Source organism: Antarcticimicrobium luteum (assembly GCF_004358185.1).
GTDB classification, from domain to species: domain Bacteria; phylum Pseudomonadota; class Alphaproteobacteria; order Rhodobacterales; family Rhodobacteraceae; genus Antarcticimicrobium; species Antarcticimicrobium luteum.
Map to the genome: position 1 here is coordinate 123,222 of NZ_SMUV01000074.1, position 19,324 is coordinate 142,545.

15 protein-coding genes are annotated in these 19,324 nt (G+C 64.4%); 4 read left to right on the top strand and 11 right to left on the bottom strand.

All coding sequences use genetic code 11. The annotated features are described in order from the left end of the window. The first annotated feature begins 123 nt into the window (after nt 1–123). Nucleotides 124–1,416 carry an NAD(P)/FAD-dependent oxidoreductase gene (locus tag E1832_RS20675; protein WP_133361681.1) on the top strand — a complete coding sequence of 431 codons (1,293 nt, stop codon included), beginning with the start codon at nt 124–126 and terminating at the stop codon, nt 1,414–1,416. Nucleotides 1,417–1,433: 17 nt separating this feature from the next. Here E1832_RS20675 and E1832_RS20680 read toward each other — a convergent pair whose 3' ends face one another. Next, nucleotides 1,434–2,375: an alpha/beta hydrolase gene (locus E1832_RS20680; protein ID WP_133361682.1), complete on the bottom strand. Its 942-nt coding sequence runs from the start codon at nt 2,373–2,375 to the stop codon at nt 1,434–1,436. After that, nucleotides 2,372–4,261 (bottom strand): acyl-CoA synthetase, encoded by a 1,890-nt coding sequence (locus E1832_RS20685; protein WP_133361683.1) that lies wholly within the window; start codon nt 4,259–4,261, stop codon nt 2,372–2,374. The genes E1832_RS20680 and E1832_RS20685 overlap by 4 nt, the downstream gene beginning before the upstream one ends. A 383-nt stretch (nt 4,262–4,644) precedes the next feature. On the opposite strand from E1832_RS20685, the gene E1832_RS20690 reads away from it, so the two are divergent. Both E1832_RS20690 and E1832_RS20695 read left to right on the top strand, forming a co-directional pair. Further along, nucleotides 4,645–4,896, top strand: coding sequence for a type II toxin-antitoxin system prevent-host-death family antitoxin (locus E1832_RS20690; RefSeq protein ID WP_133361684.1), 252 nt, complete (start codon nt 4,645–4,647; stop codon nt 4,894–4,896). Nucleotides 4,897–5,077: 181 nt separating this feature from the next. Then, a complete protein-coding gene (locus E1832_RS20695) occupies nt 5,078–6,493 on the top strand; it encodes a caspase family protein (RefSeq protein WP_133361685.1) in 1,416 nt (471 codons plus the stop codon). A 183-nt stretch (nt 6,494–6,676) separates the two neighbouring features. On the opposite strand, the gene E1832_RS20700 is transcribed toward E1832_RS20695, so the two are convergent. From E1832_RS20700 to E1832_RS20740, 9 genes are all read right to left on the bottom strand, one after another. Beyond that, complete coding sequence (locus E1832_RS20700) at nt 6,677–7,747, bottom strand: type I restriction endonuclease (RefSeq protein WP_133361686.1); 1,071 nt, start codon at nt 7,745–7,747, stop codon at nt 6,677–6,679. Nucleotides 7,748–7,978: 231 nt separating this feature from the next. Further along, nucleotides 7,979–8,662, bottom strand: a complete 684-nt coding sequence (locus E1832_RS20705; RefSeq protein ID WP_133361687.1) for a UPF0149 family protein — start codon at nt 8,660–8,662, stop codon at nt 7,979–7,981. Nucleotides 8,663–8,989: 327 nt separating this feature from the next. Further along, nucleotides 8,990–9,802 carry an XdhC family protein gene (locus E1832_RS20710; protein ID WP_133361688.1) on the bottom strand — a complete coding sequence of 271 codons (813 nt, stop codon included), beginning with the start codon at nt 9,800–9,802 and terminating at the stop codon, nt 8,990–8,992. A gap of 14 nt (nt 9,803–9,816) precedes the next feature. Further along, nucleotides 9,817–10,998, bottom strand: coding sequence for a vWA domain-containing protein (locus tag E1832_RS20715; RefSeq protein WP_133361689.1), 1,182 nt, complete (start codon nt 10,996–10,998; stop codon nt 9,817–9,819). Further along, a complete protein-coding gene (locus E1832_RS20720) occupies nt 10,998–11,861 on the bottom strand; it encodes an AAA family ATPase (RefSeq protein ID WP_133361690.1) in 864 nt (287 codons plus the stop codon). The genes E1832_RS20715 and E1832_RS20720 overlap by 1 nt, the downstream gene beginning before the upstream one ends. Nucleotides 11,862–11,921: 60 nt before the next feature. Next, a complete protein-coding gene (locus tag E1832_RS20725) occupies nt 11,922–14,342 on the bottom strand; it encodes an aerobic carbon-monoxide dehydrogenase large subunit (RefSeq protein WP_133361691.1) in 2,421 nt (806 codons plus the stop codon). Then, complete coding sequence (locus E1832_RS20730) at nt 14,339–14,833, bottom strand: (2Fe-2S)-binding protein (protein WP_133361692.1); 495 nt, start codon at nt 14,831–14,833, stop codon at nt 14,339–14,341. Before E1832_RS20730 ends, E1832_RS20725 begins: the two co-directional genes overlap by 4 nt. Nucleotides 14,834–14,846: 13 nt before the next feature. Next, nucleotides 14,847–15,680, bottom strand: coding sequence for an FAD binding domain-containing protein (locus E1832_RS20735; protein ID WP_133361693.1), 834 nt, complete (start codon nt 15,678–15,680; stop codon nt 14,847–14,849). A 136-nt stretch (nt 15,681–15,816) separates the two neighbouring features. Then, complete coding sequence (locus E1832_RS20740; RefSeq protein ID WP_245514073.1) at nt 15,817–16,995, bottom strand: MHYT domain-containing protein; 1,179 nt, start codon at nt 16,993–16,995, stop codon at nt 15,817–15,819. Nucleotides 16,996–17,526: 531 nt separating this feature from the next. Between E1832_RS20740 and E1832_RS20745 the strand changes: the two genes are divergently transcribed. After that, nucleotides 17,527–19,224 carry a calcium-binding protein gene (locus E1832_RS20745; protein ID WP_133361694.1) on the top strand — a complete coding sequence of 566 codons (1,698 nt, stop codon included), beginning with the start codon at nt 17,527–17,529 and terminating at the stop codon, nt 19,222–19,224. Nucleotides 19,225–19,324: the final 100 nt, after the last annotated feature.

Below are 19,324 nucleotides of genomic sequence, written 5' to 3' on the forward strand. Positions count from 1 at the left end.
GCGGAATTGCCCCCTTGCGCGGGATTTCGTGCCGCCTGACGCTGTGGGGAATTGACGAATTTTGCGAGACGGGTTCCTTATGGGCGGGTCGGAAAGTGAAGCTCTGTGGATAAATCGCATATCATGATCGAAAATGAAAACCCCGTGATCGCGCGCAGCCTCTGGTCGGACACCGCGAACCCCACCCCCGCCTGCCCGCCGCTGATCGGCGAGGCGGAGACCGAGGTTGCGGTGATCGGCGGCGGCTTCACCGGGCTATCGGCGGCGCTGCATCTGGCCGAGGCCGGGCGGCGGGTGACGGTACTGGAGGCCGAGACCCCCGGCTGGGGCGCCTCGGGGCGCAACGGCGGGCAGGTCAATCCGGGGCTGAAGGACGCGCCCGACGCGATCGAGGCGCGTTTTGGCGCCCAGGCGGGCGGGCGCATGGTGGCGCTGTCCGGTGCGGCGGGGCAGCTGGTGTTCGATTTGATCCGCCGCCACGCAATTCAGTGCGATGCGGTGCAGAGCGGGTGGATTCGCGCCGCCCATACGCCAAAGGCCCGGGAGGAGCTGCACGATCTGGCCCGGCAGTGGCAACAGCGCGGCGCCGATGTCGCGCCGCTGAGTGCACAGGAGATCGCGGAGATGATCGGCACTGAGGCCTATTGCGGCGGGCTGAGCGACCGGCGCGGCGGCAACCTGCACCCGCTGAACTATGCCCTCGGGCTGGCCGGGGCGGCGCAGAAAGCCGGGGCCGTGCTACATGGGCGGAGCCGGGCCACGGGGCTGGAGAAGACCGCCGGCGGCTACCGGATCGCCACCGCACAGGGCACGCTGACAGCCGAGAAACTGCTGCTCTGCACCAATGGCTATACCGACGGGCTGATGCCGCCGCTGGCGCGCACGGTGGTGCCGGTGCGTTCGGTGCAGGTGGCCACCGATCCGCTGCCTGAAAACGTGCTGGAAACCCTGCTGCCCGGCCTGCAGGCGCCCTCGGACAGCCGCCGCCTGCTGCTCTATTTCCGGCGCGATGCGCAGGGGCGGTTCATCATGGGCGGGCGCGGCGCCTATTCCGACGGCGCCACCCGGCGGCAGATGGCGGCGCTGCGGCGGGTCTCGGAGCAGATGTTCCCGCAGCTCAAAGGTGTGAGGTGGGGGTACGGATGGGGCGGCTTCGTTGCGGTGACGGCCGATCATTACCCTCATCTGAACCGGCTGGGCGACGGCGTCCTCGCCGGGCTGGGGTACAACGGGCGCGGCGTGGCGATGGGCACGGCGATGGGCCGGGTGATGGCCGACTGGGCGATGGGGAAACCGGACGCGGAACTGGACTTTCCGATCACCCCCGCCCGGCCGATCCCGCTGCACGGGCTGCGCCGCCTCGGCGTGGCGGCCACTGTCACGGGCTATCGCCTGCTGGACCGGCTGGGAGTATAGGCCGCCTCAGTCGTAGCTCAGTCGTAGGGCCAGAGCCCCTGCCCCAGCGCCTCGATCGCCACTTCGATGCGCTCGAAGCTTTCGCGGATGCGGGCCGATATGCTGCGCCCGCGCAGATAGCCGTGGACCAGCCCCGCCTCGTTGATCCAATGCACCGGAACACCGGCCGCGCGCAGCCGCGCGGCATAGGCCGGGGCGTCGTCGCGCAGCGGATCGCAATCAGCGGTGACGATCACCGTCGGAGGCAAGTCGGAGAAATCGCTGTCCTGCAGCGGCGCATAGGTGGGATCGTCCGTTGGCTCTGCCTGCCCCTCGGGAAGACGCACGCCCATGTAGAACAGAACCTCCTGCAGCGTCAGCATCGGCGCGTCGGCGTTTTCGCGGTAGGAGGGCGCGCTGCGGTCGCCGCCCAAGGCGGGATAGATCAGCACCTGCCCGACGATCCCCTTGAGCCGCCCGCGCGCGTGATGCGCCACCGCGGCGGCCAGGTTGCCCCCCGCGCTGTCGCCCGACAGAACCAGATCGACTCCGAATTCCCGCGCCGCCCATTGCGTCGCCGTCCAGCTATCGTCAAAGGCCGCCGGATGCAGATGCTCAGGCGACAACCGGTAATCGACGGCGACGACGCGATAGCCGGTCATGGCGCAGATCTCGGCGCAAACGTCGTCATGGCTGTCGAGCCCGCCGACGACGAAACCGCCGCCGTGGAAATACATTACCGTGCAGCCCGGATCGCCGGCAGAATAGATCCGCACCGGCACCCCGTCGGCGGAGACGTCCCGCACCGCGACGCCCTTGGGCCGGCCCTGATAGAAGACCTTGCACATGGCGTCGTAGACCCGGCGCTGGTCCGCGATACTGCCCGCGACGGTATCCTCGGGATAGCTCTCGGCGGTCTTGCGGATAAAGGCCCAGGTCTGTTCGTCGATCAGCCGGGAATAATCGCGCGTGTCGCTCATTTCTCCCATTCCCACGGCCGGGTGAAGTTGCCCAGCACATGCGCCACATCGGCCTCGTCAGCGCCGTGGCGGCGCAACTCGGCCACCAGACCGCGGGTCTTGTCGTCGATCACCGAGACCACACGGGCCTGAACGCCGGCCTCTTCCAGCGCCGCGTTATAGACGCGGGTGATCGCCATCTTGCGCAGATCAGGCTTGAACACCTTGCCGACGGCCGTCTTTGGCAACTCGTCGAGGATGCCGATGAACTTGGGCCGCGCGGCACGCTCGTGCACATGGACCTTGCAGTGCTCCATCAGTTCGTCGGCGCTGACGGCGGCGCCCTCGACCAGTTCGACATAGATGCAGGGCATCTCGCCGGCGTAGGCGTCGGGCTGACCGATGGCGCCGGCAAAACTCACCGCCTCATGCGTCAGAATCGCCTCTTCGATCTCGCCCGGGTCGATGTTGTGGCCGCCGCGGATGATCAGATCCTTGGCGCGCCCGGTGATCCACAGATAGCCGTCCTGGTCGATGCGGCCCAGATCGCCGGTGCGCAGGTATTTGTCGTCGTAGAAGAGATCGGCGTTCTTCTCGGCCTCGGTATAGGTATGGCCGGCATAGACCCCGGGGTTGGAGATGCAGATCTCGCCGATCTCGTCCACCGCGCATTCCTGCGGGCCGTCGGCGGTGCCGCGCATGATCTTCACATCCGTATAGGGGAACGGGATGCCGATCGAGCCGACCTTTTTCTCGCCCTCCGGCGGGTTGCAGGAGACCAGGCAGGTCGCCTCGGTCAACCCGTAGCCCTCGACGATGGTGACGCCCGAGGCGCTCTCGAACCGCTTGAACAGCTCCAGCGGCATCGGGGCGGACCCCGAGAAGGCCGTTTTCACGGTGGAAATATCGGCGTCCACCTGGCGCTGCATCAGCGCCGAGACGGCGGTCGGCACGGTGATGATGAAGCTGATCTTCCAGCGCTCGATCAGCTTCCAGAAGTTGTCGAAAACGCCATCGCCGCGATAGCCCGCCGGGGTGGGGAACACCACATGCGCGCCCGAGGCGACCGAGGCCATGACGATCACATGGCAGGCGAAGACATGGAACAACGGCAGCGGGCACATGATGTTGTCGTTCTCGGTGAACAGCATCCGGTGGCCAAGCCAGCCGTTGTAGATCGCGCCGGAATACTTGTGCTGCGCCACCTTGGGCATGCCGGTGGTGCCGCCGGTGTGGAAGTAGAACGCGACCCGGTCCTTGCCGCCGTCGTCGAAGGACAGCGTTTTCGGCTGCCGCGCCAGCTCCTTGTTGAAATCCTTGTAATCTGCGTGCGCGATCAAGGACTTACCTTCGAGCTTGGGGCGGACCAGCGGGACGATCCAGGATTTCGGCGGGGTGAGGTAGCGGTTGAGATCGACCTCGAGCACGGTGTCCACATGGGGGGCGTGGCGCACCGCCTCGGCGACCTTTTGCGCCACGTCGGTTTTCGGAAACGGCTTCAGCGTGACCACCACCTTGGCGCCGGTCTCGCGCAGGATCGAGGCGATCTGCTCGGGCTCCAGCAACGGGTTGATCGGGTTGACGATCCCGGCGGTGGCGCCGGCCAGCATGGTGATCAGGGTCTCGGTGCAATTGGGCAGGATATAGGCGACGACGTCGCCCTCCCTGACCCCGAGGGAACGGAACAAGTTGCTGGCCTGATTGACTTTTTCCAGAAGCTGCGCCCAGGTCAGCGTCTCGGCCCGGTCGGTCGGACCGGACAGGAGCTGATAGCTGACCGCCCGGTTGTCCGGAAACTTGTGGGCGGTGCCCGCCAGCAGACGGTAGAGCGTCTTTGGCAGATCGCGCGCCTCCCACGGCATTTCGTTCTCGATGGCCAGCCGATCTTCCATTCCGGCAAATGTCATTCCCGCATCCTCCCCTTTTCGGACCCTCAACCCTTGCCGGGCAAGGATGAGTGCAAAGCGCGGGCGGCGCAAGGCGGCGGCGGATGAAATCATCCGCGCCGCCGGGGTGACGTGACGCCAAGTGACGCCGCGAAACGGGGGGATTTCGCCCCGTTCCGTACAGTCCGTCCCCCCCGCCGACGCCCCCGATATGCCGGTTTGGGGATTTTTCGCGCCGTTTCGTACAATCCGCGGCACCGCCCGGGTGACGGCGCCCCGGCGCACGCGCCGTTCACCCGGCGTTCACCCCGTCCGGCCACCCTGCGCGCCCGTCACCCGACCCCGTCACCCGTCCCCGTCATCCGACCCCGTCATCCGACCCCAGCCCGTGAGAGGCCCCCGCCATGCTCCACCTCTGCCCGATCACCCGGCTGCGCGACCGGCTGGGCCTTTATGTGCAACTGGTCGCCCGCGACGGCGAGCGGGTGCTGATCACCCGCAACGGCCACGAGCTGGCCGGGCTGGTCCCCGCCCGGGAGCTGGCGCTGCTGGACGACGCCGACAGCCGCAGCATGGACTACAAGGCCTGGCAGGTGGCGCAGGAAATGCTGCGCTGGCGGATCGTGAAGGAGGGGTTGGAGGCGGTGCGGAAGTAGGAGCCGGTGCCCCTGGCGCCGATGTCCGCGATGCGCAGGAAGCGGAATTTGCAAAGTCGTGTTCGCGAAACGGAACCGAGAGGAGCATCCGAACCGAAGCGGACATTCATCCGGCCATTGTCTCGCTGCCATTTAGTCCGTTATACATGCCGCTGAAGTGCAGGCAGAGTTCGAGGGGCACATGGGTCAAAGCATCGCAATCCTAATCGGCAACACGCGCTACAAGGAACTATCCGAACTGGCTTGCTGCGCCAACGACGTCGCCCAAATGCGCAGGCTACTGACGGAAACTCAAAAGTTCAGCCAAATTGTCGACTTTGTAGACGAGCCTATTTCGACGGTTAAAGACGGAATACGAGCGCTGGCCGAAACCGAAGAAGGGTTCGACGAAGCGTTCCTTTATTTTTCTGGTCACGGACTTTCAAACGCGGATGACTTCTACATGTGTTTTGAGGGGTTTAAGGAAGCTTCGCCAAACACCACCGGACTTTCTCGGGCAGACGCATACGAGTTACTTCGGCAGTTTGGCGCAGAGCTTTCTGTTGTTATTATAGACGCCTGTGAGGCCGGGCGCAATTTAATCAAAAACTCCATTCCCGCTATCACGAGTGAATTAAAGGCAGGGTTTTCTAAGTTCGTTCAATTCTCATCCTGCACAGAAAGCCAATTCTCACTTGCGGGTGATACGATCAGTCTTTTTACTGATGAGTTTATTAGGGCCTGCCTTCAAAAAGAAAACGGAGTTGTTTACTACTCTGACGTAGAGAACGCCTTGAGGGACGCCTTCTTGAATCAAAGTGGACAAACCCCGCATTTCATTCGACAGGGAACGTCACAAGAGAAGTTCTGCAACGACGCAGGCCGACTTTATGAGCTTAGGCAGGAGGTTTTTCGCGAACCCGAAGTCGACGAAGAAGCACCTGAGCCACCTATGGGGGCATTGGCCATAGCTAAAGCTGCGATCGAAAAGATTGAAGCCCAAGTGCCCTCGAAAGAGCAAGCACAGGCATTTATCAATGGTGTGTTTGAAGAGACCTTGGGTCATTCTGACCTCACACCAGAAGTAGCCGAATTCTTCGATATTCGCACAGTCAAGCACGATGATTTTGATTACGTTCAGAACAAGCGAACAGTCGTCAGCTTGCTGGAGCGCCGCGGCGGCTCTGACTCATTTGTCGAAAGCGACGTAGAAAGAAAGAAACGGCGTCAACCATTTAGTGGACTAGGCTTGAGTGCGCTTGCGTCTCTCGGTATGCCGGACGAATATGATGAGACTTATGACTTGTTCAACCGCTGTGGGTTGGAGGCTGTCCACGTTGGCATTTACTTCGAACCCAAATTTATGGCTCTCAACCGGTTGTTTTCGGAGATCGTCTTCTTACCTCGCTTGACTGAATGTTTAATACTGACGTGCAATTCGCAAGAGCGCCGATCAGGCTGGGGTTCTTTCAACGAGTACGAAGGAACTAAGAAATGGAAGTGGTCTCACCACGCTTGGTCGGATGATCCGGCTGAAGTCGCTAAAGGGTACGTTTTGGACCCTTATGAGTATACTAAAGAATACATTCACTCATTCTGCGCAGAGAAAAATTCATGATTTCGCAATCAAAACAAGATGCGTCACAATAGAACGCTGCTGTTTAATGCTCTCACTGCCGCGAACGACTGCTTTACCGCCTCCTCTGATTAACCTCAGCCCATAGCCGGATGGGGGCAATGGGTCCGGATTGGGCTGGCTCCGGGCTTTGCTACGCCCGGTCTGCTTGAATTCTCGTCGGATTCATTCATTATATGCGGTGATTACCGCCTCAAATGCCTCAGCATACTGGTAAAGCTCTTCAATTGATGCAATTTTGTACTTCTGTTCGTTCTTATCCGCGTCGAAAATGACTACCGATTTGTTGGTTGGTGAGTTGAAGTACAGTCGACAAATTGGGCGGCGGTTGTTGTCGTCCATTAGGATTGCGCAGTAGCTCTTAGCATCTCGTATAGCGATCCGGCTCACGTCTACTATTTTCGCACCTATAGCACGGACGATGCGATGGGCTTCGATCTCCTCCTCCGTGGTCACGATGCCGTCGTCATTCTTCGCTGCGTCACCTTCATCCGACACCTTGCTGGTGTCTGCGTTACTGTTGTTCCGGAAGGTGATGGAAAGTTTGTCCTGAATGCGATCTCGTATCAGTTCGTCCAGCGCGGCCTGGATTGCCGGCTTCAATTGTTCTGCTACGTTCTTGGTGATCGAGCCATCGTAAATTTGTCGGCCGACAAGTCGGACAAATTCGTCGTCGGGATCCTCAAGTTGCGCTTTCAGATAGTTTGACGCCGCCCTCGTATACTTGAGCGTAGAGGCGGCCTCGATAATTTGATCAATAGCGAAACTCTCTTTGCGGAAACGGGACAACTCCTCGACTTGGACTGCATCGTAGGACTGGAAATCGAACTTGAAGAATGGCTTTTTGTCCATTTTGTTCGGAGCATCGGTATCGGAAAAAAACCAAGCCTCCCGCCCATTAGTCAGGATAGCAAGGCGTGCTTCAGTGACTGAGAAGTAGCGGAAGAGCTGGTTGAACTGGGCATCGCCAAGCTTGGAGGTGATGGGTTTTGCCTCCACCAACATGGCAATTTTTCCGTCAATTTTGACAGCGAAATCAACCTTTTCACCTTTTTTTGTTCCAACATCGGCTACAAACTCTGGGATAACTTCGTTTAGGCTGAAAACATCAAAGCCCCAAGCTTGTAGCAAGGGCAAAATAACTGAAGTTTTTGTGGCTTCTTCAGTTACTGCCTGCCGTTCTGCCACGCGGGATCGCTCCGCAAGCCCTTCCACGAGTTGCACAAAATCGCTCATAACTCCCCCACAAAAGAACTCTTTCACGTTCTTACAATTCTGAGCTGTTCGTCAAGGACGTTGTTCGACCCGGCTAGCAGCAGAAATGAAGGTCGTCGTTGGGGCTGAATGCAGCCAATCCTCCCCTCGCGAGCTGTTCCGAGGACCGGTGGCGCAGCGCATCAGCCCCTCACCCACAAAGAGACCGACCGCCACTCTTTGGGTGCTTGCCATGAAATCTCAGACGGCCGGTCAGTTCCGACCGCAACACTGCTTGTATTTGCGGCCCGACCCGCAGGAGCACGGATCGTTCCGACCTGGTCGAGGACCAGCCTTGAACGGCATGCCGGGAAGATTTGCAGGCTCGGGGCGGGAAAGCTCAGGGCGTGACTGGTGCAGTATCGTAGCCACACAGTTCGGGATCAGATCGGGCGCTTCAAGGTCGATCTGATCGATCTCGTCATCCGTGAACTTGCTGCGCCCGGTGTAGATGTCCTGAAGCGCCATCAAGAAGATCATCGTAGCCTGCGTCTCTTCGTCGGCCTGATCGAGTAGGCGTTCCCAAGCGTCCGGTCGCAGGCTCATGGCGCGGGTGAAGCCATCCACCCAAGGCTCCCACAACGTCTCGTCGCTGTTGGGATCAACCTCGTAGATAGGCTCGACCCAAAGCGAGTACGCCATCGCCTCCGCCACAGAATTGTAGTGCGCCATGACCGCACTGATCGTTTCTTCGGCGGCTTTCTGGTCGGGAAAGTCTGCCTCGCCGGTCTCCCCCCAGACATGGGGCAGCCACTCCGAAGGCATGATCGTATCAGGGCACGCAAGAATGCCGGTCAGGTAGCCGTCAAGTTCGCTAAGCGTCATGGGCATGTTTTCAACGGGTAGCGCATGCAACAGCACGTTGAGGTGATCAAGCGCTTCATCTGATTGGCCCATAAACTTTCTCCCGGCGGTGTCGGGAGTTTCTAGCCGCGAGCCTGCTAATTCTCAACCTGCGCAATGTCGGCTTCGGGCTGCGAGCTGCCTTTCGCTGTTCCTGGTCCGGGTATCGGCTCCGCCCGCCGCCCCCCAACCCCCGCCCCCCTTGCCCGGAACAAGGCGCGCGGCCGGGGGCCGGCGGTGTCGAGGGTGATTTCGCCGCCGAGCTCCATGAGGCACTCAGCCCTTTCTCAGCAGCATCTCGGGTGGGCGTGCAGCAGGATCTCCTGCCGCTGTTCGGGGCTCAGCGGCGGCGCGGGCGGCGCGCAAAGGCGCCTGAGCCAGTTACGCATGGTTTTCATGTGCGTCTCCTTTCGTGGTGCGGTCGGTGTTGCGCCACAGGACGATCTCGGCCAGCACCGAGAGGGCGATTTCCTGCGGGTCGAGGGCCCGGATGTCGAGCCCGGCGGGGGATTTGAGCCCGGCGATGCGGTCGGCCCCGATTCCGGCGGCGGCGAGTTTGGCGGTCAGCGCGTCGGCCTTGCGGCGCGAGGCGATCATCGAGACGCGGGCGGCCGGGCTTTCCAGCGCGGCGCGCAGACAGGCCAGATCCTGCGTGCCCTGACTGGCGACGACGATGAAATCGCGCGGGTCGAGGGGCAGCGCGCTGATGTCGGTGCCGGCAAAGCGCGCGGCCTCCGGCGGGCCCACGGCGCCCTCGGGCAGCGCCAGGCGGTATCCGGCCAGCGCCGCATGGGCCGCCAGCGCCCGGCTGATCGGGGTGTCGCCGAAGATCACCAGCAGCGGCGGCAGCTCGTAGGGTTCGATCAGCACATCCACGGTGCCGCCCGAGGGGCAGCCGCTTTTGAACACCTGCGTGCCGTCGGCATCGGTGAGCGAAACGACCTTTTCCGAGGGTTTCACCCGGATCAGCCGGGTTTCGCCGCTGCCGATGGCCTCCTGCCCGGCGCTGAGCACCGCGCGTTTCACGCAGGCGCCGCCGAGATGGCCCAGGATCTCGCCCGTCTCGGTCACCACCGCCTTGGCCCCGGCCTTGGCCGAGGTCACGTCGGCGGTGCGCACCACGGTCGCCACGCAGAACGGGCGCCCGGCGCGGCGCTGGCGGTCGATGGTGTCGAAGATGTCGAAGGGTCCCATGGCGCCCAATCCTTTCAGAGCCGTGCGAATTCGGGTTCGAGCGCGGCAAGCGCGTCGATGGTGTTGGCGGGCAGATGCGCGTCGAGATGGGGCAGCGCCGCGGCCATGGCGGCGGCGATGGGCGCGTAGTCCTGCCAGCCCAGCAGCGGGTTCAGCCAGACGATGCGGCCCGCCTTGCGCCGGATGCGGCTCAGCGCCCGCGCCAGGTTGTCCGGCGCGCCGGTGCAATAGCCGTCCGACAGGATCAGGACGACGGTCCGCCGGGTCAGCGCCCTGGAGGCGCAGGTATCGGCAAAGGCGGTCAGCGAGGCGCCGATATCGGTGCCGCCGCCGAACCCCTCGGCCATCAGGCTGAGCCGCCCGGCGGCGCGCAGCGTGTCGTGATCGCGCAGGGCGCCGGTGACCCGCATCAGGCGGGTGTGGAACAGGTAGGCGTCGGCGGTGGTGTCGGCGTCGATCAGCCCTTTGACGAAGGCCAGAAACACCCGGGCGTAGGGCTGCATCGAGCCCGAGACATCGCAGAGCGCGACGATGCGCATCGGCCGGTCGGGGCGCTGTTTGCGGAACAGGTCGATCGGCTCGCCGCCGCGGGCGAGGCTGGCGCGCAGGGTCCGGCGCAGATCCAGGGCCGCGCCGCGCCGGGCCTGCCGGCGGCGGCGCGAGCGGCGGTCGCGGATGGCGCGGGCCAGATCCAGTGCGGCGCGCTCGGCGGCGTGGCGGCTGTCCTCGTCCATCAGCTCGCGCAGGTCGCGCTTGTGCAGGTTGTCGGTGCGGGTGGCGATCAGGCGGCCGTCGATGCCCTCGGCCTCGCCCTCGCCCTGGCCGGGGGTGCTCTCCCCGTCGCCGTCGCCGCCGCCGCCGGGCGCGTCCAGATGCCCCTGCCACAGCCTGGGCCGGGCCGACTGCACGCGGACATGGGCGTTGGCTGTGCCGGTCCGGGTCTTGCCGCCGTTGTACCAATAGGCATCGAACAGCTCGTCGAAGTGCCGCCAGCCCTCGGCATCGGGGACGATCAGCGATTTGAGCGCCAGGCGGGCCTCGGCGGGGTCGGTGGCATTGACCGCGCCCAGCACCACCAGCGCATCCGCCGTCTCGCCGGGGCCCAGCTTCATGCCGTTCAGGCGCAGATGCGCGATGAAGCCGGTCATCCGGTCGGCCAGCCCTTCGGCGCGGGCGGGAAAGCGGGTCACGCCCATTACGCCACCTTGCCGATGATGCGGTCCATCACTTCGGCGGGGGCGGCGTCGCGGTCGGCGGCGGTCTTCAGCAGGCAGACCAGCGTCGCCTGAACCGCCGCGCGGTCCTCGGCCAGATCGTTGATCCCCAGCCCGGCCAGGGCGGCGGACCAGTCGAGCATTTCGGCGATGCCGGGTTTCTTTTCCAGATCCTCGCGCCGCAGCGCCTGCACCACGCCGACGATCTGGCGGGCCAGCCGGGCCTCCAGCTTCGGCCCGCGCCTGGCAAGGATCGCCAGCTCGGTCTCGCGGGTGGGGTAATCGATGTAGGAATAGAGGCAGCGGCGGCGCAGCGCGTCGGACAGGTCGCGGGTGCCGTTGGCCGTCAGGATCACCACCGGCCGGGCGCTGGCGGCTATGGTGCCGATCTCGGGAATGGTGATCTGGAAATCGGAGAGGATTTCCAGGAGGTAGGCCTCGAACTCCTCGTCGGCGCGGTCGATCTCGTCGATCAGAAGGACCGGCGGGTCGTGCTGGGTGATCGCCTCGAGCAGCGGGCGTTTCAGCAGGAAGCGGTCGGAAAACAGCGCCTCTTCGCTGGCGTGATCGGCGCGGATCGCCAGCAGCTGGCGCTGGTAGTTCCATTCGTAGATCGCGTGGGAGGCATCGAGCCCCTCGTAGCATTGCAGGCGGATCAGCCGCGCGCCGAGATGCTCGGTCAGCGCCTTGGCCACCTCGGTCTTGCCGACCCCTGCGGGGCCTTCCAGCAGCAGCGGCCGGCCCAGCGACAGCGCCAGATGCAGCGCCATCGCAAGGCTGTCATCGGCAACATAGCCGATCCGCCCGAGGGCCTCTTTCAACGCGATATGGGTTCCGGCTGTCATGATCGATCCGCCTGGCCGTCGCCGCCCGCCCCATCCCCGGTGGCGGGCGGCGATATGGCCCTAGCCATGCAGGCCCAGATCGTCGGCGATCTTCCAGATGCGCCATTGATCGTGCGGCATGTGGCTTTGGACCAGTCCGAACGGACGGAAGGCATCGTGCACCGCGTTGGAGAAACACGGGACCGAGCCCACATTCGGGCTTTCGCCCACACCCTTGGCGCCGATCGGATGATGCGGGCTGGGGGTGACCGTATGATCGGTGGTGTAATGCGGCGTCTCCCACGAGGTCGGCACGAAGAAATCCATCAGCGTCGCGGTCTTGTGGTTGCCCATGTCGTCATAGACGATCTCCTGACCCATCGCGATGGCATAGCCTTCGGTGGCGCCGCCATGGACCTGCCCCTCGATGATCATCGGGTTGATCCGGGTGCCGCAGTCGTCGAGCGCGTAGAACTTGCGCACCTTATGCTCGCCGGTGTCCACGTCGATCTCCATCACGCAGATATAGGCGCCGAACGGGTAGGTCATGTTCGGCGGGTCATAGTAGCTGACCGCCTCCAGCCCCGGTTCGAGACCCGGGATCGCCTGGTTATACGAGGCGAAGGCGATCTCTTTCATCGTCTTGAACCGTTCCGGCGCGCCCTTGACCACGAAGCGGTCGACGTCGAATTCGACGTCGCCGTCGTGCACCTCGAGCAGATAAGCCGCGATCATCTGGGCCTTGGCGCGGATCTTGCGCGCGGCCATGGCGGTCGCCGCCCCGGCGACCGGCGTCGAGCGCGAGCCATAGGTGCCCAGACCGTAGGGCGCGGTATCGGTGTCGCCCTCCTCCAGCGTGATGTCATCGGCGGGGATGCCGATCTCGCTGGCGATGATCTGGGCGAATGTGGTGGCGTGGCCCTGACCCTGGCTGATGGTGCCGAGCCGGGCGATGGCCGAGCCGGTGGGGTGGATGCGGATCTCGCAGCTGTCGAACATGCCGAGGCCGAGGATGTCGCAGTTTTTCACCGGCCCGGCGCCGACGATCTCGGTGAAATGGGTCAGGCCGATGCCCAGCAGCTTGCGGGTCTTGCCCGCCTTGAAATCCGCGATCCGCTGCGCCTGTTCCTGTCGCAGCGCGTCATAGCCGACGGCCGTCAGCGCCTTGTCCCAGGCGGCGTGGTAATTGCCGGAATCGTATTCCCAGCCTAGCGCCGACTGGTAGGGGAACTGATCCTCGCGGATGAAGTTGATCCGGCGCAGCTCGGCCGCATCCATCCCCAGCTTGATCGCCAGAACCTCGACCATCCGTTCGATGAAATAGGCGGCCTCGGTCACCCGGAAGGAACAGCGATAGGCCACCCCGCCCGGCGCCTTGTTGGTATAGACGCCGTCGACCGCCAGATAGGCCACCGGGATGTCATAGGAGCCGGTGCAGATGTTCATGAAGCCAGCCGGAAACTTGGTCGGGTCGGCGCAGGCGTCAAAGCCGCCGTGATCGGCGGTGGTATGGCACCACAGACCGGTGATCTTGCCCTCTTTCGTGGCGGCGATCCTGCCGTTCATCCAGTAGTCGCGGGCAAAGGCGGTGGACATCAGGTTGTCCATCCGGCTTTCAACCCATTTCACCGGCTTGCCGGTCACGATCGAGGCGACGATGGAGCAGATATAGCCGGGATAAACGCCGACCTTGTTGCCGAAGCCGCCGCCGATGTCCGGGCTGATGACGCGGATGTTGTGTTCGGCGATGCCCGAGATCAGCGAGGCGACGGTGCGCACCGCATGCGGCGCCTGGAAGGTGCCCCAGAGGGTCAGCTTGCCGGTGACTTTGTCCATCGAGGCGACGCAGCCGCAGGTCTCCAGAGGCATCGGGTGGGTGCGGTGATAATAGACCATCTCCTCGGCCACCACATCGGCCTCATCCAGCACCTTTTCGGTGGCCTCCTTGTCGCCGACCTCCCAAGTGAAGATGTGGTTATGGTGGCGGCGGGGGCCGTGGGCGCCCTCGGTCTGGCCGGCGAGGTCTTCGCGCAGCACCGGGGCATCGGGGTCCAGCGCCCTGAACGGGTCGGTGACGACCGGCAATTCCTCATACTCGACCTCGACCGCGGCGACGCCATCGGCGGCGGCGTAACGGTCGGTGGCGACGACAAAGGCCACCTCCTGGCCCTGGAACAGCACCTTGCCGTCGGCCAGCACCATCTGCTTGTCGCCGGCCAGCGTCGGCATCCAGTGCAGCCCGAGCGGTTCCAGATCCTTGGCGGTCAGCACCGCGAGCACACCGGGCACCTTCAGCGCCGCTTCGGTCTCGATCGCCGTCACCCGCGCATGGGCATAGGGGGAGCGGACGAAATCGCCGACGAGCATCCCGTCGAGCTTGATGTCGTCGACATAGTTGCCCTTGCCTTGGGTAAAACGCACATCCTCGACACGCTTGCGCGAGCAGCCCATCCCCTTGAGGTTGGCGCTGCGGTCTGCGGGGGTTTGGATCTCGTCCTTCATTCCGCGGCCTCCTTCATGGCGTTGAGCTGTTCGGCCGAGGCCAGGATCGCCTTGACGATGTTCTGGTAGCCGGTGCAGCGGCAGAGGTTGCCGGCGATGCCGAAGCGCACCTCTTCCTCGGTCGGGTTCGGGTTTTCCTGCAGCAGCCGGTGCGCGCGGGTGATCATCCCCGGCGTGCAGAAGCCGCATTGCAGCCCGTGATGTTCGCGGAACATCTCCTGAATGACGCCGAGGCTGCCGTCGGCATTGGTCAGCCCCTCGACCGTGGTGATCTGCCTGCCATCGGCCTGGCCGACGAAGACGGTGCAGGATTTCACCGATTTGCCGTCCATATCCACGGTGCAGGCGCCGCAATGGCTGGTTTCGCAGCCGATATGCGGGCCGGTGACGTTCAGGGTCTCGCGCAGGAAGTGGATCAGCAGGGTGCGCGGTTCGGCGAGGCCCTCCACGTCCTGACCGTTGAGGGTGAATTTGACGTGCATCTTGCTCATGGATTTGCCTTTCTCACGACCGGCGCGACAGCGCGCTGTCGATGGCGCGGCGCAGAACCACCGCTGCGACGTGTTTCTTGAACGCGACCGGGCCGCGCATATCCTCCTGCGGGTCGATGGCGCCCAGCATGGCCGCGGCGCAGCCGTCGATATCGCCGGCGGCCAGCGCGGCGCCCGCCGCCTCCGACCAGATCGGGGTGTCGGCAAGGTTGGTCATGGCGACCGAGGCCGTCCCGTCGCCAACCAGAACGGCCGCGGCCGCGGTGGCGTAATCGCCGATCTTGCGTTTCTGCTTGATATAGGCGGAGCCGGTGCCCGGCGCCGGGATCGGGATGATGATCGCAGTGAGGATCTCTTCGTCCTCGCGGGCGGTGAAATACGCGGCCTCGTAAAAGTCGCGCGCCGCCACCTGGCGGCTGCCGTCGGGGCCGGTCAGATCGAAGCGCGCGTTCAGGCATTGCATCAGCCCGGGCATGTCGTTGCCGGGATCGCCGTTGGCGACGTTGCCGCCGATGGTGCCGACATAGCGCACCTGCGGATCGGCGATCTGAAGCGCCGCCTCGCGCAGGATCGGCAGCGCCGCGCCAAGCCCGTCATGCACGATCAGCTCATGCTGCGTGGTCATCGCGCCGATGGTGACCGTGTCGCCCCCGACCGCGATGCCCTTCATCGCGTCGATGTCCTGCAAGTCGATAAGGTGGCCCAGTTCGGCCATGCGCAGTTTCATCATCGGGATCAGGCTGTGCCCGCCCGCGACCACGCGCGCCTCGTCGCCATGCTCTTGTAGAATGCCGATCGCCGACGTCAGATCGGCGGGCCGATGATACTCGAACCCGGCTGGTATCATGATGTGTCCTCCCTGCGGCATCGCTGTCGATGTCGTCGAGACGATGGTCAGGGACGAGAGATCCGGCGCCAAACGGCCGCTACCGAATGTCGCAGGTTTCTGCACGAGTTGCGAATAGCCCGCGCGAGTTGCGACTTCAGATACCCAATGCCGCGCGCACGTCGGCCAGGCGCGAGCGGCTGACCGGCGCCTTGGCGAGGGACTCGGTGTTCTTGAAGAAGCAGACGCCGGTGTCCTTGGTGCGCCGGAACTCGCTGACATAGGCCGGGTTGATCAGATACGAGCGGTGGACACGAATGAACCGGTAGGGTCCGAGCCGGCTGTAGGCCTCGGAGATGGACCACGGGCAGAGGTACTTGTCCTTGCCGGTATACAGCACGGTATAGTGCCCCTCGGCCCGGACCGCCGCGATTTTGGAGGACTCGGCGAAACGTGTGTTGCCGTCCCTTTCGTAAGGAACCGGCAGCGCCGTCGATCTCGTCTCTTTCGGGGGGCCGGCAGGGTCGGCCGACGATCCGGCGGCGGCAACGTCCGGCCCGGGGGCGTCCCCGGGGGTGTTCATGGCGGTGTCGGTAACTGCGGCGGAACCGAAGAACGACACGCCGCTGAGCAGCGACACACCGCTGATGACGAAGGACGAGACGGTGACCAGCATGGCCAACACGGCGTTGCTGAGCACGGGGCCCGCCGTCGAGGCCACATCCGCCCGGTAGAATTGCGTGCCCGCCATCGCAATGAAATGCATCGAGACCACCGCCGCGGCGAAGCACAGCGTGCCCAACAGGATATTTCCCCGGGTCCGCGATCCATAGGCCACCCAGACGGCGAGGTTCGACAGGGCAAGGGCCGCGGCCAGCGCCACCACCACGCCAAGGGGGCGGAAAACCGGCCCGCACAGCTCCATCCCCAGCATTCCGATATAGTGCATGGCCGCGATGCCGGCGCCCATGATGCTGCCGGCCGCCGTGATCGAGATCGGTGTCCGCCGCCCGAAGTGCAGCACCAGAAGCGCCAGACCGACCATCAGGATGGCAACCAGCGCCGACATCAGCGTGATCAGTCCGTCATAGAAGAACAACGTGGGCAATTGCAGGCCCAGCATGGCCACGAAATGCATCGACCAGATGCCGCCGCCCAGAACGATCGCTGCGACGGCCACCAGAAACTTGCGCTGTACGACGGGCAACCGGGAGGCGCCACGCAGCAGGGACAGACCGCTGAAACCCGCAAACAAGGCGACCGCGAACGACGCCGCGACCATCCACGGATTGTGAGTGAATTCCAACAACCGCGCTATTCCTCCCTGCGCGGGCATAGTAGCACAGACTTGCATTGGCGCAATTCCGCACATTGGCGATCGTTTGCGGCACGTCGGGCGAACAGCGGCGGCCGCGCGAGACGCGGGCGCGACCTGAGACCGCTTCGGACCGGGGCGCGGATCACCTGGAATTGCGCCGGCCATGCGGACGCCATCCGCGCGGGGCGTTGCCGATCGGATGGCGCGGGCCGGCCCTGCCAATCAAACCCGCAGAGCCAAAACGACGGAGACCATCCCGATGTCGGAGCCGCCGGCGAGGCCGGGACCGGCCCCTGCCCTGCCGCCAAAGACGCCGGGACGGCACCGTCCCGCTTGCGCGGCGCAGGAAGGCACGGAGCCGGGGAAGGCTGTCGCGTCGCGTCGTTTTAAAAACGGTCCCCGACGGGCGGGCGGCCCCGCTCTGCCACAATCCTGGATTGCATGTGATGCATTTGGTTGATTCAGATCATTGCAAACCTCTCGCTTTGGGGCGACCCTCAAAGCAGCATTCTCTGATCTGAGAACGTGGCCAAGGCTTAGGAGGAGACCATGGCAGATACAGCAATTTCAACGCCCGCCGGCAAAGGTGGCAGCGGTGGTCACGGCGATCTTTACGGCGATCTGTGGGTGGTGGCGCGGGATCTTGACCCGTCGGATGGCGGCGGCAACGGGGAGCCGGTGCTGGACGAAAATGGCCAGATCGTGCCGATCGGCTATAATGCGGAGACCGGCGAGACCTTTCCGATCCACCTTGTCGAGGGGGAGGAAGGGGATTTCGAGGTTCCGGCGGAGCTGGCGGACTTTGTTCAGGAAGTCGAGCTTGAACGGGCCAATATCATCCGCGCGCCGGACCGCGTGGTGGATAATGCGCTGAAGGAGGCGCTGGCCAAGATCGCGGCCGGGACCGAAATCGCGGCCGAGGCATCCGGGCGCATCATGGTCGACGGTGTGCTGATCGACTCGCCGCGCGAGAACCTGGCGCTTTACGATCTGATCATGACGGCGGGCGGCGCCACCAGCTGGGCCCAGGTGCAGGCCAACGCCGAGGCCAATCTGCCGCAGCCGCTCGCCGATCTGATCGCGGGGGGGTGGGATCCGACGGGTTTGCTGGCCGGGGTGTTCTCGAAGTTCAATCCGATCAGCATGGACGCGGTGATCACCGCGCATACGCTGATGGACGTGAACACGGTCACCGGCTCGGGCGACACGCTGAACATCGACTATTTCGGGTTCACGGACGGCGCCGCCGAGACCTTCGATTACGATCGGGTGGCGACCTATGGCGATGTCTGGATGCAGTGGTATCAGGACATGGACGGCGATCCGACCGACCTCGAACTCGTGCAGGGCACGCTGCTGGACGTGATCTGGGGCTTTGACCTGAACGGCGACGGCGTCAACGACCCCGGCACCGGCGAGGGCTGGGCCGACCAGTACAGAAAGCAGGCCGGCGACGGCCTGAGTTTCGGGATGGCCGACGGTTCCGGTGCCGGCATCAACGACTGGGCACAGTCGGTGGAGGACGCCCGCTCGGCAATCTACGTGCTGCATGAATACATCGGGGCGTCGCAGATCACGGCGCCGAGCGACACCGCAGATGTGCTCGACGGCAGTTCCGTCACCGATTACCTCGCGGCCTGGGGTGGCGACGACGTGCTGAACGGGCGCCGGGGCAACGACGTGCTGGACGGCGGCGACGGCGAGGATGTCCTGAGGGGCAATCAGGGCAGCGACCTGCTGGATGGCGGCGCGGGCAATGACACGCTGCGCGGCGGCCGCGGCGACGACGTGCTGTTCCGGGGCGGCGGCGCGGACCGGCTGTTCGGCGGCGCGGGCGACGACAGGCTGAGCGGCGGCGCCGGCGACGACCGGATGTTCGGCGGCGACGGCGACGACTGGCTGAACGGCGGGCGCGGCGACGATGTCCTGACCGGCGGCGACGGTGCGGACAGCTTCATCTTCGGCCCGGCGAACCTGGGGAGCGTGGACACGATCACCGACTTCTCCAGCGCCGAGGGCGACATCGTCAGGCTCAACCGCATCGATGCCGACGCGGCGACGGAGGAGAACGACGCGTTCACCTTCGTCGGCTATGTCGATTTCTCCGGCGCCGCCGGGGAACTGCGCGCCGTCGACCTTGGCGACACGCAGCGGATCGAGGGCGATGTCGATGGCGACGGCGCCGCCGATTTCACCATCGACATTACCGGCGCCGCGCCGGCGCAAGCCGACTGGTTCGTGCTGTAGCAAACAGGCCGCCCGCCCGCGCGTTTGCGGGCGGGCGGCAGTCCGGGCGCCGGCGCTCTGCGCATCGGCACCGGCATGTCCCCGCCCCGGCGGGCGGGAT

Coding starts and splice junctions, on each gene's coding strand:
- E1832_RS20690 (WP_133361684.1), top strand. CDS start 4,645: ATGCTCCACCTCTGCCCGATCACCCGGCTGCGCGACCGGCTGGGCCTT.
- E1832_RS20730 (WP_133361692.1), bottom strand. CDS start 14,833: ATGAGCAAGATGCACGTCAAATTCACCCTCAACGGTCAGGACGTGGAG.
- E1832_RS20700 (WP_133361686.1), bottom strand. CDS start 7,747: ATGAGCGATTTTGTGCAACTCGTGGAAGGGCTTGCGGAGCGATCCCGC.
- E1832_RS20685 (WP_133361683.1), bottom strand. CDS start 4,261: ATGACATTTGCCGGAATGGAAGATCGGCTGGCCATCGAGAACGAAATG.
- E1832_RS20720 (WP_133361690.1), bottom strand. CDS start 11,861: ATGACAGCCGGAACCCATATCGCGTTGAAAGAGGCCCTCGGGCGGATC.
- E1832_RS20675 (WP_133361681.1), top strand. CDS start 124: ATGATCGAAAATGAAAACCCCGTGATCGCGCGCAGCCTCTGGTCGGAC.
- E1832_RS20695 (WP_133361685.1), top strand. CDS start 5,078: ATGGGTCAAAGCATCGCAATCCTAATCGGCAACACGCGCTACAAGGAA.
- E1832_RS20725 (WP_133361691.1), bottom strand. CDS start 14,342: ATGAAGGACGAGATCCAAACCCCCGCAGACCGCAGCGCCAACCTCAAG.
- E1832_RS20740 (WP_245514073.1), bottom strand. CDS start 16,995: ATGCCCGCGCAGGGAGGAATAGCGCGGTTGTTGGAATTCACTCACAAT.
- E1832_RS20680 (WP_133361682.1), bottom strand. CDS start 2,375: ATGAGCGACACGCGCGATTATTCCCGGCTGATCGACGAACAGACCTGG.
- E1832_RS20715 (WP_133361689.1), bottom strand. CDS start 10,998: ATGGGCGTGACCCGCTTTCCCGCCCGCGCCGAAGGGCTGGCCGACCGG.
- E1832_RS20735 (WP_133361693.1), bottom strand. CDS start 15,680: ATGATACCAGCCGGGTTCGAGTATCATCGGCCCGCCGATCTGACGTCG.
- E1832_RS20710 (WP_133361688.1), bottom strand. CDS start 9,802: ATGGGACCCTTCGACATCTTCGACACCATCGACCGCCAGCGCCGCGCC.
- E1832_RS20745 (WP_133361694.1), top strand. CDS start 17,527: ATGGCAGATACAGCAATTTCAACGCCCGCCGGCAAAGGTGGCAGCGGT.
- E1832_RS20705 (WP_133361687.1), bottom strand. CDS start 8,662: ATGGGCCAATCAGATGAAGCGCTTGATCACCTCAACGTGCTGTTGCAT.